Below are 13118 nucleotides of genomic sequence, written 5' to 3' on the forward strand. Positions count from 1 at the left end.
GGTGGGCAAACTGGAATACATGACCCAAGGCATCCTGACCGACCTGCAGATCGCCGCCCTCACTGCGGAGGAGCGAAGGGACCTGATCATCCGCCTGGAGCTCCCCGTGAGCGAGGTGGAGGACCCGGAGGTCCTGGTCCGGATGCGGCGGATCAGGCTGGGCCTCATCGCCGGCGGTTGCGTGGTGATGATCCCGTGGATCGGGTACCTGGCGACGTCGCTGCCCCAGAAGTACGTCGCCCACAACTGGCCGGTGACGTGGATCGGCTTCGACATCCTGCTGGTGTCGTTCATGGCGGCGACCGCCATCTTCGGTTATCTGCGCCGCTACCTGCTGCTCCTCACCGGGTTCACCACCGGGGTGCTGATGGTCTGCGATGTGTGGTTCGACCTCATGACCGCGAAGCCCGAGGACGCCTGGCTGTCGGTGATCACGGGCATGCTGGTCGAGGTCCCGATGGCATTCCTGCTGATCGGCGGCGCCCTGCGCCTCCTGCGGGTCAGCCTGACGCGCGTGTTGGTCGATCCGGGGCTCCGGCTGTGGCATTTTCCGCTGTTTCCGTAAGGCGGTACAGGTGCGGCTCGGCGAGCTCGTCGAGCAGGGCCGCCAGCTGGTCGACGAGCTGCTCCGGCTCCAGCCGAACGTCGCCGGCCAGCCAGGCGCTGATGGTCTGGCCAACCCCGCCGACCACGAAGTGGGCCGCGGCCTTGATGCGGTCGTTGGCCGGTAGCCGCAGCGCGTCGCCGACGTGCCGGCCGGACAGCATCGCGAATAGCGCGCTCGATTCCGCGCGTTTTCGGACGACGACCGGGTCGGCCAGCTGCGTGCTGAACAGCAAGCGCCCGACGCGGCCGTCACCGGCGATGGTGCGGACGATGTTGTCCATCCCCGCGCGGTTCTGCTCGTGCCGCCCGACCGCGGCAACGGCGGCCTGCGTGGTGGCGGCCAGGTCGGCGATCACCCAGTCGAAGACCGCGGCGACGAATTCGTCCTTGTCGGGGAAGCTTTCGTAGAAGTAGCGCGCGGCCAGCCCAGCGTGACGGCACACGCTGCGCACGGTGACCGCGGAGAAGTCTTGTCGCTCGGCGCCGAGCAGGTCCAGGCCGGCGGCCAACAACCGATTGCGGCGGGTGGCCAGCCGCTGCGCGGCCTCGATTCCGCGGTAGGGCCGATCGCGCGAGGTCGCGCTCATGCCAGCCATCTTGACACGTTATGGCAAACCCCGACAGAATCTGGAAACAAGCGTTGCCACATTTCCCGGATGCGCGGGGGAGGTCATTGCCGGTGCTGCATCAGACGGTCGGCGAACCGATTCCGCACGTCGAGCGCGGCGTCTCCGACCCGCCGCGGCGGGGGCGGCGGCGGCGGGCGGTGCCTATCGACGAGGCCCTGATGGGCATCAGCCTGCTGGCCGGCCCGGCGAACGTGATCATGCAGTTGGCGCGGCCCGGGGTCGGATACGGCGTGATGGAGAGCCGGGTCGAGAGCGGCCGGGTGGACCTGCATCCCGTCAAGCGGGCGCGCACCACGTTCACTTATCTGGCGGTGGCCCTGCGCGGCAGCGATTCGCAGAAGGCCGCCTTCCGGCGCGCCGTGAACCGGGCGCACGCACAGGTGTATTCGCTGCCCGAAAGCCCGGTGCCCTACCACGCATTCGATGTCGACCTGCAGCTGTGGGTGGGGGCGTGCCTGTATAAGGGCGGCGTCGACATCTACCGCACGTTTCTCGGTGAACTCAGCGACGAGGACGCCGACCGCCATTACCGGGAGGGCATGGCGCTGGCCACCACGCTGCAGGTGCCCCCGGAGCGGTGGCCGGCGGACCGCGCCGCCTTCGACCGCTACTGGCAGGAGTCGCTGGCCAAGGTGCGCATCGACGACGCCGTTCGCGACTACCTCTATCCCATCGCCGCGTCCCGCATACCCGGGCTCGCCCTGCCGCCCCGGCTGCAGCGCGCCGCCGACAGCCTCCCGCTGCTGATCACCACAGGTTTCCTGCCGCAGAGGTTTCGCGACGAGATGCGGTTGCCGTGGGACGCCGCGAGGCAGCGTCGCTTTGACCGCCTGGTCACGCTGTTGCGGGCAGGCAACCGCATGATGCCACGGTCCGTCCGGCAATTCCCGTTCAACGTCCTGCTGGCCGACGTCGACCGCCGGATCAGGACCGGGCGTCCGCTGGTCTGAGCGGGATCGTCAGCAGCAGTGCCTGCCCCGCCACGCCTCGCGTCCTTCGCGCAACGCCACCGCGGCGATGATCAGGGCGACCGCGGGATCGGCCCACGACCAGCCGAGTAGCGAGTTCAGCAGCAGCCCGACCAGCAGCACCCCGGAAAGGTATGTGCACAAAAGGGTTTGCTTCGAGTCGGCGACCGCGCTCGCCGAGCCGAGTTCCCGACCGGCGCGCCGCTGTGCGCGCGACAGCACCGGCATGACCACCAACGACAGCGCGGCCAGCCAGATCCCGACCACCGAGTGTGCGGCCGCCTCAGCGCCCCAGAGCGATCGGACTGATTCCACCGTCACGTAGCCGGCGAGCGCGAAGAACGACACCGCGATCAGCTTGAGGGCGGTGCGTTCGCGCGCCTCGGGGTCGGCGCCGGAGAATTGCCACGCCACAGCGGTGGCCGACGACACCTCGATCACCGAGTCGAGGCCGAAGCCGATCAGCGCGGTCGACGACGCCGCCGACCCGGCTCCGATCGCCACCGCCGCCTCTACCACGTTGTAGGAGATCGTCGCCGCGACAAGCATGCGCACGCGCCGCGACAACGCTATCCGACGCTGCGTTGCAACGGCTTTCGGGGCGAAATCCCCGCAGCACTCGTCCTTGCATTCCCCCTCAGACATTCGGGGCCTCGCAGTCGACGGCGAGCACGACCTGAACCAACTCGCCGAGCGCGCGGGCCAGGTGCGGGTCGGCCAACTCGTAGCGCACCTGCCGTCCTTCATAGCGGGCCGCCACCAGTCCGCAGCCGCGCAGGCACGACAGGTGGTTGGACACGTTGGACCTGGTCAGCCCCAGCCGGGACGCGAGTTGGCCTGGATAGCCCGCGCCGCCGAGCAGCGCCACCAGGATTCGGCATCGCGTCGGATCGGCCAGCGCCCGCCCTACCCGGGCCAGCGCCACTTCGTGATCCTCACACGTCAGCATCCAATGAACAATACAGCTACGGATGACCTTTGGACAGCGGGGGAGTTGTTAACGATAATCATTTTCAGTAAGCTGATCGACAACACGCCCAGCCCGTCGAGGAGTGTTTGTCGATGACGTCACCGATCTGGATGGCCTCGCCGCCCGAGGTGCACTCAGCGCTGCTCAGCAGCGGTCCCGGGCCCGGCCCCCTACTCGCCGCCGCGGGGGCGTGGGATGCGTTGAGCGCCGAATACGACTCAGTCGCAGCGGAACTCAGCTCCACCCTGGCGGCCGCACAGGCCGGCGCATGGGAGGGGCCGAGCGCGGAGTCGTACGTGGCCGCGCACGGCCCGTTCCTGGCGTGGCTGACGCAGGCCGGCGCGGCCAGCGCGGAAATGGCGGCAGGTCACCAGACCATGGCCGTGGCTTATACGACGGCGCTGGCGGCCATGCCGACGTTGCCCGAACTGGCAACCAATCACGTCGTCCATTCAGTGTTGCTCGCCACCAACTTCTTTGGGATCAATACCGTTCCGATCGCGGTCAACGAGGCCGACTACGTGCGGATGTGGGTTCAGGCCGCCACGACAATGGCGGCCTACCAAGCGGCTTCCAGCGCGACGGCGGCGTCGGCGCCGCAGGCCGCTCCCGCGCCGCAGATCGTGAAGTCCGGCGCTCAGACCCCAGCTCAGCCGTCGGCGGCGGGCAACCCGCTGCAGGCGGTCGAGCAGTTCCTGCAAAACTTCGTGCAGCAGATCCAAAACCTGGGCCAGCAGATCCAGAACTTCAACCCGTTCACGGAGTTCGAGAATGCGGTGAACAACCCGCAGCTCGACGCGTTCCTCCAGCAATTCGGGATCGGAAACGACGCGGTTGCCCACGACCCGGTGGTCGACAACGCCCTCGACGACTTCATCGCGAACATCCTGCGCAACTTCGGCTACAACTGGAACCCCGCCGAGGGCACCCTCAACGGGCTCGACTACGACGACTACACCGATCCGACCATGGCGGCCTTCTGGGTCGCGCGATCCCTCGAACTCAGCGAGGACTTCCAGCAGTTCTTCGTGTTACTGCAGACGAACCCGGTGGCCGCGATCCAATACCTGGTCAGCCTCGAGCTGTTCGACTGGCCGACCCACCTCGCGGAGATCTTCACCCTGACCAGTCAGCCGGCGGCACTGGCGGCGGCGCTCCCCGTGGCCGCCGCGCCGCTTGCGTCGGTCGGCGGCCTGGCGGGCCTGGCCGGGCTGGCCGCCATACCGCAACCGGTTGTGGCGTCGGCGGTTCCGCTCACCGTGCCCCCCGTGTTGCCCGCCGTCGCGTTAGCCCCGACGCTCACGAGCGTGGCCGGGGTTGCCCCGTCGGCGCCGCCGCCCGCGCCCACGCCTTCGGGGCCGCCCGCCCCGGCGGGCCCCGCGCCGACACCGCCGCCCGCGGGCGCCGGGCCGGCGGCCTTTTTCCCGCCCTATGCGGTGGGGCCTCCGAGTATCGGGTTCGGTTCGGGCATGAGCACGGGTGCCAGCGCCAGCGCGAAAAAGAAAGCGCCCGAACCGGACATCGCCGCGGTGGCGGCCGCGGCGAGCGCGCGGGAGGCGGCGCGAGCGCGGCGGCGCCAGCGGCAGCGGCAACGCGACTATGGCAATGAATTCGCGGATATGAACGTCGAGGTCGATCCGGACTGGGCGGCGCCGGACGCTGGGACCCGGGCGTCGGATAGTGGTGCGGGGAACCTGGGCTTCGCCGGTACTGCGCGCGAGCACGGCGCGGCCGAAGCGGCCGGATTGACCACACTGGCCGCCGACGATCTCGGCGACGGACCGCGGATGCCGATGGTGCCGGGCACCTGGGATCCACACGCGGCCAAACCCGACAACGAAGCGTGACGGCCGCAGAAGTCAGGTCGGCAGCGCCCCGGCCGGTGCGGTTGGCCAGGCCGCCGGAAGCCGGACACCGACGGGCACACCTCGCGCCGCCGGCGGAGCGTCCAGGCGACGACGTTCGGCAACGGCCGCGCCCATGAGGTCCCTGCCCCGACTGCGCGTCGGGTCGATGGGGTTGCTGGTAACTGCGCTGCTTGCATGCGCTTTCGCGGCGCCGATGCTGCGCGACGCGGTCTTCGGCAGTGCGGCGTTGTCCACGGCGGGAACGGTGTTCTGTGGCGTGTTCGTCCAGGCGGTTCCGTTCCTGGTGCTCGGTGTCCTGGTCAGCGGCTTGATCGCGGTGTTCGTGTCACCGGTGCGGTTGGCGTGCCTACTGCCCCGTCGTCAGACGCTGGCGGTGATGGTCGCCGGTGTGGCCGGGGCGGCATTGCCCGGCTGTGAATGCGGTTCCGTCCCGGTGGCCCGGCGGTTGTTCGGCGAGGGCGGGGCCACGGGCGCGGCCGCGTTGACGTTTATGCTGGCCGCCCCGGCGATCAACCCGGTGGTTATGGTGGCCACCGCCGTCGCGTTCCCGGACGCACCCGCGATGGTTCTTGCGCGAATGGGTGCCTCGTTGCTGACCGCGTCGATCATCGGCTGGGCGTGGTCACGGTGGGGCCGTCCGGAGTGGATCACCCGGCGGTTGCCCGCATCCGCGCATCGGCCCGAATCGCGCTGGGTGTTGTTCGCCGAGGCGGCGCGGCACGACTTTCTGCAGGCAGCTCCGTATTTGGTGGTGGGTGCCGCCGCGGCCGCAGCGCTGCATGTCCTGGTGCCGCAGCGGGTGTTCGCGTATCTGGCGGGGGACGTCGCCCTCGGTGTGCTGACAATGGCCGCGTTGGCGGTGGTACTGGCGTTGTGTTCGGAGGCCGATGCCTTCGTGGCGGCGAGCATGACGATGGTGCCGCTCCTACCGCGGCTCGTGTTTCTCGTCGTCGGTCCGGCGGTCGACGTGAAACTGTTCGCCATGCAAGCGGGGATGTTCGGGCGCGCCTTCGCAACCCGGTTCGCCCCCTGCACCTTCGTCGTTGCGGTCGCGTGTGCGTGCGCGGTCGGATTTCTCGTTCTCGGCGGTGCGTGATGAGCCGCGAAACCGAGAACACCGTCCTGCTGTTGGTCGGCGTCGGCCTCGTGATGATCGGGTGGTCGGGCGAGTTCACCCGGTACGTCAATCCCGGATTGCTGCCGTGGTTGATCGCGTCCGCGGTGCTGCTCATCGCCCTGGCGCTATGCGTGGTCGTCGACGACATCCGCAGAGGTGGGCCGAGGGCCAGTGCTGCGGCCGACCAGCACGGGCAAGCGCATTCACACACGGCCGGCATCGTGTGGCTGCTTGTCGTGCCGATCGTGCTCCTGTGTTTCGTGCCCCCTCCGGTGCTGCGGCCCTCCGCCGCCGCCCCGGTCGTGACATCAATACCGGCTAGGGGGCATGCATTCCCGCCGCTGCCCTCCGGAAGGGCCCCCGATGTATCTCTGCCGGAGGTGCTCATGCGCGAAGCGCAGGACACCACAGGTTCGCTCACGAATCGGCCGATCACCGTGACCGGGTTTGTCCTCAACGAGGCGCGAGGGGTAGACCTTGGCCGCATCGTCATCATTTGTTGCTCGGCGGACGCGCAGTTGGCGCGCATCCATCTGGGTGGGCCTGCCGCCGGCGAGGCGGCCGGACTCCCGGACGACACCTGGTTGCGCGTGGAAGGCAGAGTCCCACCGCGCCAACCGAATTCCGCCCGAACGCCGACGCTGCAGGCGACCGCGGTCACCCGCATCGACACCCCCGCCAATCCCTACGCCTACCCACATTAGAGGGCCTGTCAGTTGCTTTGACGGTTCTCGTCAGTCCAAATCCGATGCCTGGTGAGACGCGTTGGGATGGGGGAGTTTTCCCATTGCCCGAGCTCCAGCCAATCGCGAAGGGCCGCTGCCTGGCCGTAGTCGGCGATGGGACCGATCCAGTGCGGTTGCCCGCGGGCGGCTCGGTCGCCCGTGCAGGGCTGAACCAGGGCCATCACGCCGCGCCCAGTGGGGCGAGACGCACAGGTGAGTGGTCCCAGAAGGCATGCGGCCGCCACGAGCATGCCGTGCGGGCAACGCCGGATGGTTGGGCGCAGTTCGTCGATGATCGAGAGATCGCCTTCCGCACTGCACGCGGTACACACGATGACGGTGAACGGCCGGTCGGTGCCTCGGTGTCGGTCGGTCATCTCCGTTTCCTCGTATCAGTATGCGACACGGATTTTTTCATTAACCGGTGGCTCGTCCCGGATACGGCAGAAGTGCCATCTCGCGGGCATTCTTGATGGCCATTGCCACCTGTCGTTGCTGCTGGACACTCAGACCGGTGACGTGGCGGGAGCGGATCTTGCCGCGGTCGGAGAGGAACACGCGCAGCGTGGCGGTGTCCTTGTAGTCGACCGCGCTGAGCCCGAGGCCGGCGAGCAGGTTCTTCTTGGGGGACTTGGTGTTCGGCGTGCGTCGCGGGCGCGGAGGCTTCTTCGCCATCACCAGCTGGCCTTCCGGACACCGGGGAGCTGGCCGGCATGGGCCATTTCGCGCACGCGGACCCTCGACAAGCCGAACTTGCGTAGGTGCCCGCGCGGACGTCCGTCGACGGCATCGCGGTTGCGCAGCCGGACCGCGCTGGCGTCGCGGGGTTGGCGCGACAACTCGCGTTGCGCCGCCTCCCGTTGCCCGGCAGTGCTGGACGGCGAGCGGATGATCTCTTTGAGTTCGGCGCGGCGGGTGGCGTAGCGCGCCACGACCGCGCGACGCCGGTCGTTCTTGACGATCTTGGATTTCTTGGCCACGTTCAGCGCTCCTCTCGGAAGTCGACGTGCCCGCGGATCACCGGGTCGTATTTGCGCAGCACCAGCCGGTCGGGGTCATTTCGCCGGTTCTTTCGGGTCACGTAGGTGTAGCCGGTGCCCGCCGTGGAGCGCAGTTTCACCAACGGGCGGATGTCGTTGCGCGCCATCAGATTCGCTGTCCTTGCTGGCGCAACCGGGCCACGACGGCCTCGATGCCGTCGCGATCGATGACCTTGATCCCTTTGGTGCTGACCCGCAGCCGGATGCGTCGGTCTTCCGATGGCAGGTAATAGGTCTTCAGCTGAATGTTGGGTGACCAGCGCCGCCGGGAGCGGCGATGGGAATGCGACACGGTGTGACCGAATCCCGGAGTCCGGCCGGTCACCTGGCAGTGGGCGGACATTACGCACCTCCATGACAAAGCTTATTGAAAATCATTTTCGACAAGGCCTGAGGAAGACGGTACCGTACAAGGGTCGAGATGAAAATGATTTTCAGTAAGGAGCGCTGATGCGGACGCCTGTGATCCTGGTCGCCGGCCAACACGACACGGATGCCGTCGTGGGCGCGCTGCTGGGCGCACCGGGAACCTTGGTCGTCGAGCATCGTTTCGACGGTCACGTGGTGCGCCGCACCACGGCGATGCTGCAACACGGCGTCTTGACCACCGCCGAGGCCGGGCTCGAACTGGCACACGGCTGCGTGTCCTGCACCATCCGCAACGACCTGCTCCTGCTGTTGCGCCAACTTCATCGCCGGCCCGATGTCGACCGGATCGTGGTGCACCTGGCGCCGTGGCTCGAACCCGAACCGCTCTGCGTGGCAATCGACCACGTCCGGTTGCGCGTGGCGCCGGAGTACGTCGACGGGCCGGCGGCCCTGGACGTCGCGGTCGCCGCGGTGGTCACCTGTGTCGATTCGTCGGTGTGGTTGACCCAGGCGCTCGGAGACGCCGAGCTCGACGACGGGCGCACCGTGGCGCAGGTGGTGGTCGGACAAGCCGAATTCGCCGACGTGATCGTGCTCAACCAGGCCGAGCCCGTCACGGCCGCCGCATTGCGCCGCCTCTCGCCGCGCGCGCGGATTCAGGTGGGCGCCAACGGCATCGGGGCTGCGGTGAACAATCTGTACCGCGACGCGCGGCGAGGCCGTAGCGACGATCCGTTCGGTCCGCTGCTGGCCGGGCAGCCACCGCTCAACGCCCGCGGAGCGATCAAGCTGGTCGAATTCAACGCCCGGCGCCCCTTTCATCCGCAGCGTCTGCACGAGTGCCTCGATGTGCTGCTCGACGGCGTACTGCGTACCCGTGGCCGGCTATGGCTGGCCGGCCGGCCCGACCACGCGATGTGGCTGGAGTCGGCCGGTGCTGGCCTGCGGGTCAGTTCGGCCGGCAGGTGGCTCGCCGCCCTCTCGCCGCCCGAGCTGGCCGGCGTCGACCCGGAGCGACGCGCGTTTGCCGAGCTGGAATGGGACGCCATCCACGGCGACCGGCACACGTCGATGACCATCCTGGTGTGCGGCGCCGACGTTACCGAGATCGTCGACGCCCTGCGCGGCGCACTTCTCACCGACGACGAGTTGGACGGCCCGGCCCGGACTCCCTACGACGATCCATTCGGCGACTGGCACGACGACCCCCGTGCCGAGCCGGCGCAGCCTGCCCAGGAAAATGCCGCCCCTGCTAACCACAGACCCGAAGGAGATCGCTGATGAAGCCCGGCATCCACCCCGACTACCACCCGATCGTCTTCCAGGACGCCACGACCGGAGCGACGTTCCTGACCCGTTCCACCCTCACCAGCTCGCGCACCATCGACTGGGAGACGGCGGCCGGAGTGCGCACCTACCCCCTCGTCGTCGTCGAAGTCACGTCGGATTCACACCCCTTCTGGACCGGTAGCCGCCGGATCGTCGACAGCGCGGGCCAGGTGGAGAAGTTCCGCCGCCGCTACGGCGGTCGCTGACAGACCGGGCGGGGCTCGGAAAAGCGAGTTGGCGGCTACTCGCCACGGAGCGGTCCTGTTCGCATACGCCCTCCCATGGGGCGGTCGCCCCGGCCGGGGTGGCGGTGACGTCGCCGGTGACCGCCCGAGAAGCGCGACGCCCCTCCGCCGCCGATCCCGCTGGCCCGACCCACAGCGGTGATCTCGGGGCGGGCCCTGAAGGTCACTGATGATCATCTTTCGCAGCGGCAATGTCCGCCTCGGCCGGCCGGGGAGTTACGAGGGGCGGGTTCGGCACAGCGGGCAGACGCCGTAGATGTCGACGTAGTGGGTGACGTCGGTGTAGTGGTGCTGGCGGCTGAGCCGGAGGGCGTGTTCTTCGATGTCGGCGGGCACGAAGGCCTCGGCCCTGCCGCACTCCCGGCACAACAGGTAGTGGCGATGGCCGACCTCGGTCCGGATCCGGTAGAGGATCTCGCCGCCTTCCGCGCGCTGAGTCTCCGCAACCCGTTCGGCGGCCAGCGTGCGCAGGATGCGATAGACGCTGGTCAGACCGATCCTCAACTGCTCGTGTTGGCGAATCTCCTGGTAGAGCTGCTGGGCGCTGCGGAAATTCTCCTGCGATTTGAGTACGTCCAAGACGGTCCGCTGCTTGGCCGTGGAACGGCGGCGCCGAGGTCGAGCGGGCGATGACACCGTTAACACTCCTTCCCGGGGCGCCTTGATGGTTGTCACCTCCGCGACGGCGCGGAGGGCGGGCCGGCCGCCGGCGCGCGCGGGGGTGAAGCGATCTGCGGTTCGTCCACTCCGTTCACCGCGGTCCTGCGCCGGTGGCGGTCGCCGCCCCAGACGACCGACCAAACGGCGCAGGCGATCACCACGATGGGGAAGCTCGGCGGCAGGTTGAACATGGCCGATGCACCGAGGCCGAGCAGCACGGCGCCCAAGCTGATCGCGGTGGAGACGATCATGGCCATGGGTGGACGGGCCGTGAGCATGATCGCGGTGGCGGCCGGGGTGACAATCAAAGCGAACAAGAGCAGCGTCCCGACGGCTTGGACGGCCATGGTGACGGCGAGTCCCAGCAACGTCATGAAAATCATCGAAAGCGCTCGCACCGGTACACCTTTTGCCTCGGCGACCACCGCGTTGACCGATGCGAACAACAGCGGCCGGTAGACGACACCGACAATCACCGCCAGGACCACCAGCAGGATCGCGAAGGTCACCAGCTGGTCGTAGGAAATCGCCAGCAGGTCGCCGAACAGCACGTTGGTCATCGTGCCGGAGCTCTGAGTGGCCTGTGAGTTGAAGAACAGCCCGAGGCCGATCGCCAGGGCCAACACCGTGCCGGTGACCACTTCGCGGTCTCCCGCGCGCTTGCCCAGCGCGCCAATCACCAGTGCCCCGCCGACGCAAAACACGCCCAGCCCCAGGGCGACGGGAACGCCCAACAGGACCGCGCCGGTGGCACCGGGCAGTCCGATGTGGGCCAGGGCGTGGGTGGCGAAGGCGCTTTGCCGTATCACGACGAAGTAGCCGACCAACCCGGCGGCCAGGGCGACGATAGCGCCGCCGATCAGGGCGTTGGTCATAAAGCCCGACGTCAGAACCGGCCACCAATCCGGCTGATAGGCGACGCTCAATAGGCGGACGGTCACGGCGTGCGGCTCCTCATGTAGGGCTTTCCGTCCCGGGTGCTGTCGACTTGGATCGGCGTGCCATAAAGCCGGGTCAGCAGCGCGTCATCCATGATGTCGCCGATCGGCGCGTAGTGGGGGCGCCCATCGAGCAGGTAGATGGCGCTGTCAAGGATGGGCAGCAGCGGGTTGAGGTCGTGAGCGACCACCAGGACGGTCACGGCAAGCTCAGCGTGCAGCCGCGTCAGCAGTGTCACGATGTCACGCTGGCTGTGCAGGTCCAGGGACGCCAGCGGTTCATCGAGGATCAGCAATTGCGGTCGCGCCACCAGCGCCGTCGCGATCGCGATGCGTTGGCGTTGCCCACCGGAAAGTGTCGAGAGCCGCCGGCACCCCAGCTCGGTAGCCTCGACCGCGGCCAGAGCCCAGGCGACTTGCGCCTGCTGCCGCGCGGTGCTGCGACCGAACGCCCAGCGCCGGCCGGTGAGTCCGAGTAGCACCACGTCGGCTGCGCGGATCGCCTCGCCTGAGCTGTCGGCATAGTGCTGCGGGACATAACCGATGCCGTCGTTGGCATCCCCGGGGCGACGCCCGAAGACCTCGAGCCGGCCACCGGCCGGCGGGATGAGGCCGAGGACCATGTTCAACAGCGTGGTCTTGCCTGACCCGTTGGGCCCGATGACGGCGACGATGCCGCCTACGGGCACGCAGAAGTCGGCGTGTGACCAGATCAGCCGTCCGCCGCGCGCCGCGCTGGCGTCGGTGAACGCCAGCGCGGGCGCAGCGGCGTCGAGATTAGGCGGGGACATGCAGGGCCTTGGCCAATTCGACGAGCTGCGCGTACTGCCAGTCCTCGAAGGAGGTCTGTCCGGGCGGCACGGTCTCGGTGATCTTCACGACGGGCACGCCGGACCGCTCGGCTGCCGACCGGATCTCGTCGGGGATCGAGCCCTCGGTCTGCGGGTTGTAGATCAAGACATCGATCTGCCGGCCGGCTAGCGCGGTCAGGAACGCGTCGATGTCTCCCGGCGCCGGGTCTGACTCGTTGGCCGACGCCCGTTGATAGCCGGCGGGAGTCTTGTTCACCAGATTCAGCGCTTTCGCCTGGTAGTCGAAGATTGTCTCGGTGGCGGCGTAGGACTTACCCGCCGCCTCGGCTCTGATTTTGCCGATCAGGTTGAGGTAGGGAGCTGACGCGGCGGTGAACGCTGCTCGCCGCTGGTTGAAGTAGTCGGCGACAGGGGGGTCCATTGTGTTCAATTCCCTGGTTACCGCATCGGCAACCGCGGTCACGGCCGTGGGCAGGTACCACAGATGGGGGTTGGCCCCGTCCGGTGTCTGCGTGACGGCCGCGGCGCTGACCAACCGGGCACCGGCGGCGGTGCTGGCGGCCAGCTTGGACGCCCACGAGTCGTAACCCGCGCCGTTGACCACGACGAGTTTGGCGCGGGTGAAATCTGCGGCATCGGCAGGTGACGGCTCGTAATCGTGCGGATCGACCGACGAGCTGGCCAGTACGGTTTTGACGTTCGCGCACGCGCCGCCGAGTTCGGACACGATGTCGCCCCACTGGTTCACGCTCACGACGACGGCGAACGATGGGGTCGGGCAGGGCGGGGCGGCACCGTTGCCCGAAGGGCGATCGGATGCGTCCGGCCCTGTCGAACAGGCG

At 68.4% G+C, this 13118-nt stretch carries 18 protein-coding genes and 1 pseudogene; 7 read left to right on the forward strand and 12 right to left on the reverse strand.

Annotation, left to right across the window (positions count from 1 at the left end; translation table 11 throughout):
- Positions 1 to 19 precede the first annotated feature (19 nt).
- Positions 20 to 565: a hypothetical protein gene (locus tag G6N56_RS19185; RefSeq protein WP_085254683.1), complete on the forward strand. Its 546-nt coding sequence runs from the start codon at positions 20 to 22 to the stop codon at positions 563 to 565.
- Here the strand turns inward: G6N56_RS19185 and G6N56_RS19190 are convergent.
- Positions 501 to 1202 (reverse strand): TetR/AcrR family transcriptional regulator, encoded by a 702-nt coding sequence (locus tag G6N56_RS19190; RefSeq protein ID WP_085254644.1) that lies wholly within the window; start codon positions 1200 to 1202, stop codon positions 501 to 503. The genes G6N56_RS19185 and G6N56_RS19190 overlap by 65 nt on opposite strands.
- Before the next feature lie 77 nt (positions 1203 to 1279).
- Between G6N56_RS19190 and G6N56_RS19195 the strand changes: the two genes are divergently transcribed.
- Positions 1280 to 2185, forward strand: coding sequence for an oxygenase MpaB family protein (locus tag G6N56_RS19195; RefSeq protein WP_408632632.1), 906 nt, complete (start codon positions 1280 to 1282; stop codon positions 2183 to 2185).
- Between the two features lie 9 nt (positions 2186 to 2194).
- Here G6N56_RS19195 and G6N56_RS19200 read toward each other — a convergent pair whose 3' ends face one another.
- Both G6N56_RS19200 and cmtR read right to left on the reverse strand, forming a co-directional pair.
- Positions 2195 to 2752: a cation efflux transmembrane domain-containing protein gene (locus tag G6N56_RS19200; protein WP_232069362.1), complete on the reverse strand. Its 558-nt coding sequence runs from the start codon at positions 2750 to 2752 to the stop codon at positions 2195 to 2197.
- 88 nt (positions 2753 to 2840) lie between these two features.
- Entirely contained in the window at positions 2841 to 3152 is a 312-nt protein-coding gene (gene cmtR, locus G6N56_RS19205; protein WP_085254641.1) for a Cd(II)/Pb(II)-sensing metalloregulatory transcriptional regulator CmtR, read from the reverse strand.
- 113 nt (positions 3153 to 3265) lie between these two features.
- Here cmtR and G6N56_RS19210 point away from each other — a divergent pair, with 113 nt between their 5' ends.
- The 3 genes from G6N56_RS19210 to G6N56_RS19220 all read left to right on the forward strand — a co-directional run bounded on the left by G6N56_RS19210 (position 3266) and on the right by G6N56_RS19220 (position 6862).
- Positions 3266 to 5020 (forward strand): PPE family protein, encoded by a 1755-nt coding sequence (locus G6N56_RS19210; protein WP_085254640.1) that lies wholly within the window; start codon positions 3266 to 3268, stop codon positions 5018 to 5020.
- 133 nt (positions 5021 to 5153) lie between these two features.
- Positions 5154 to 6137, forward strand: a complete 984-nt coding sequence (locus G6N56_RS19215; RefSeq protein WP_085254639.1) for a permease — start codon at positions 5154 to 5156, stop codon at positions 6135 to 6137.
- The gene (locus tag G6N56_RS19220) at positions 6137 to 6862 is read left to right on the forward strand and encodes a TIGR03943 family putative permease subunit (RefSeq protein ID WP_085254638.1); all 726 of its coding nucleotides are present in this window, start codon (positions 6137 to 6139) and stop codon (positions 6860 to 6862) included. The genes G6N56_RS19215 and G6N56_RS19220 overlap by 1 nt, the downstream gene beginning before the upstream one ends.
- Before the next feature lie 8 nt (positions 6863 to 6870).
- On the opposite strand, the gene G6N56_RS19225 is transcribed toward G6N56_RS19220, so the two are convergent.
- The 5 genes and pseudogenes from G6N56_RS19225 to rpmB all read right to left on the reverse strand — a co-directional run bounded on the left by G6N56_RS19225 (position 6871) and on the right by rpmB (position 8266).
- The gene (locus G6N56_RS19225) at positions 6871 to 7260 is read right to left on the reverse strand and encodes a hypothetical protein (RefSeq protein WP_085254637.1); all 390 of its coding nucleotides are present in this window, start codon (positions 7258 to 7260) and stop codon (positions 6871 to 6873) included.
- A 40-nt stretch (positions 7261 to 7300) separates the two neighbouring features.
- Positions 7301 to 7545: pseudogene (gene rpsR, locus G6N56_RS19230) on the reverse strand (30S ribosomal protein S18); the annotation flags it as partial.
- Between the two features lie 12 nt (positions 7546 to 7557).
- Complete coding sequence (gene rpsN / locus G6N56_RS19235) at positions 7558 to 7863, reverse strand: 30S ribosomal protein S14 (RefSeq protein ID WP_085254635.1); 306 nt, start codon at positions 7861 to 7863, stop codon at positions 7558 to 7560.
- A 2-nt stretch (positions 7864 to 7865) separates the two neighbouring features.
- Positions 7866 to 8030, reverse strand: coding sequence for a 50S ribosomal protein L33 (rpmG, locus tag G6N56_RS19240; RefSeq protein WP_085254634.1), 165 nt, complete (start codon positions 8028 to 8030; stop codon positions 7866 to 7868).
- Positions 8030 to 8266 carry a 50S ribosomal protein L28 gene (gene rpmB, locus G6N56_RS19245; RefSeq protein ID WP_085254633.1) on the reverse strand — a complete coding sequence of 79 codons (237 nt, stop codon included), beginning with the start codon at positions 8264 to 8266 and terminating at the stop codon, positions 8030 to 8032. The genes rpmG and rpmB overlap by 1 nt, the downstream gene beginning before the upstream one ends.
- A 107-nt stretch (positions 8267 to 8373) precedes the next feature.
- Here rpmB and mrf point away from each other — a divergent pair, with 107 nt between their 5' ends.
- Together mrf and G6N56_RS19255 are read left to right on the forward strand one after the other, a co-directional pair.
- Entirely contained in the window at positions 8374 to 9573 is a 1200-nt protein-coding gene (mrf, locus tag G6N56_RS19250) for a ribosome hibernation factor-recruiting GTPase MRF (RefSeq protein ID WP_085254632.1), read from the forward strand.
- The gene (locus G6N56_RS19255; RefSeq protein ID WP_085254631.1) at positions 9573 to 9827 is read left to right on the forward strand and encodes a type B 50S ribosomal protein L31; all 255 of its coding nucleotides are present in this window, start codon (positions 9573 to 9575) and stop codon (positions 9825 to 9827) included. The genes mrf and G6N56_RS19255 overlap by 1 nt, the downstream gene beginning before the upstream one ends.
- 255 nt (positions 9828 to 10082) lie before the next feature.
- On the opposite strand, the gene G6N56_RS19260 is transcribed toward G6N56_RS19255, so the two are convergent.
- From G6N56_RS19260 to G6N56_RS19275, 4 genes are all read right to left on the reverse strand, one after another.
- Positions 10083 to 10445, reverse strand: a complete 363-nt coding sequence (locus G6N56_RS19260; RefSeq protein WP_324616553.1) for a Fur family transcriptional regulator — start codon at positions 10443 to 10445, stop codon at positions 10083 to 10085.
- Positions 10446 to 10537: 92 nt separating this feature from the next.
- Positions 10538 to 11401, reverse strand: a complete 864-nt coding sequence (locus tag G6N56_RS19265; RefSeq protein WP_180150581.1) for a metal ABC transporter permease — start codon at positions 11399 to 11401, stop codon at positions 10538 to 10540.
- Positions 11402 to 11463: 62 nt separating this feature from the next.
- On the reverse strand, positions 11464 to 12255 hold the full coding sequence (locus G6N56_RS19270; protein WP_085254629.1) for a metal ABC transporter ATP-binding protein: 792 nt from the start codon (positions 12253 to 12255) through the stop codon (positions 11464 to 11466).
- Complete coding sequence (locus G6N56_RS19275; protein WP_324616552.1) at positions 12242 to 13030, reverse strand: metal ABC transporter solute-binding protein, Zn/Mn family; 789 nt, start codon at positions 13028 to 13030, stop codon at positions 12242 to 12244. Before G6N56_RS19275 ends, G6N56_RS19270 begins: the two co-directional genes overlap by 14 nt.
- Positions 13031 to 13118: the final 88 nt, after the last annotated feature.

Origin of the sequence: Mycobacterium saskatchewanense (assembly GCF_010729105.1) — a bacterium.
GTDB classification, from domain to species: Bacteria; Actinomycetota; Actinomycetes; order Mycobacteriales; family Mycobacteriaceae; genus Mycobacterium; species Mycobacterium saskatchewanense.

Excerpts from the sequence above, each read along its gene's own strand:
- G6N56_RS19185 (WP_085254683.1), top strand. The coding sequence starts at position 20 with ATGACCCAAGGCATCCTGACCGACCTGCAGATCGCCGCCCTCACTGCG.
- G6N56_RS19190 (WP_085254644.1), bottom strand. The coding sequence starts at position 1,202 with ATGGCTGGCATGAGCGCGACCTCGCGCGATCGGCCCTACCGCGGAATC.
- G6N56_RS19200 (WP_232069362.1), bottom strand. The coding sequence starts at position 2,752 with ATGCTTGTCGCGGCGACGATCTCCTACAACGTGGTAGAGGCGGCGGTG.
- cmtR (WP_085254641.1), bottom strand. The coding sequence starts at position 3,152 with ATGCTGACGTGTGAGGATCACGAAGTGGCGCTGGCCCGGGTAGGGCGG.
- G6N56_RS19210 (WP_085254640.1), top strand. The coding sequence starts at position 3,266 with ATGACGTCACCGATCTGGATGGCCTCGCCGCCCGAGGTGCACTCAGCG.
- G6N56_RS19215 (WP_085254639.1), top strand. The coding sequence starts at position 5,154 with ATGAGGTCCCTGCCCCGACTGCGCGTCGGGTCGATGGGGTTGCTGGTA.
- G6N56_RS19220 (WP_085254638.1), top strand. The coding sequence starts at position 6,137 with ATGAGCCGCGAAACCGAGAACACCGTCCTGCTGTTGGTCGGCGTCGGC.
- G6N56_RS19225 (WP_085254637.1), bottom strand. The coding sequence starts at position 7,260 with ATGACCGACCGACACCGAGGCACCGACCGGCCGTTCACCGTCATCGTG.
- rpmG (WP_085254634.1), bottom strand. The coding sequence starts at position 8,030 with ATGGCGCGCAACGACATCCGCCCGTTGGTGAAACTGCGCTCCACGGCG.
- rpmB (WP_085254633.1), bottom strand. The coding sequence starts at position 8,266 with ATGTCCGCCCACTGCCAGGTGACCGGCCGGACTCCGGGATTCGGTCAC.
- mrf (WP_085254632.1), top strand. The coding sequence starts at position 8,374 with ATGCGGACGCCTGTGATCCTGGTCGCCGGCCAACACGACACGGATGCC.
- G6N56_RS19255 (WP_085254631.1), top strand. The coding sequence starts at position 9,573 with ATGAAGCCCGGCATCCACCCCGACTACCACCCGATCGTCTTCCAGGAC.
- G6N56_RS19265 (WP_180150581.1), bottom strand. The coding sequence starts at position 11,401 with ATGACCAACGCCCTGATCGGCGGCGCTATCGTCGCCCTGGCCGCCGGG.
- G6N56_RS19270 (WP_085254629.1), bottom strand. The coding sequence starts at position 12,255 with ATGTCCCCGCCTAATCTCGACGCCGCTGCGCCCGCGCTGGCGTTCACC.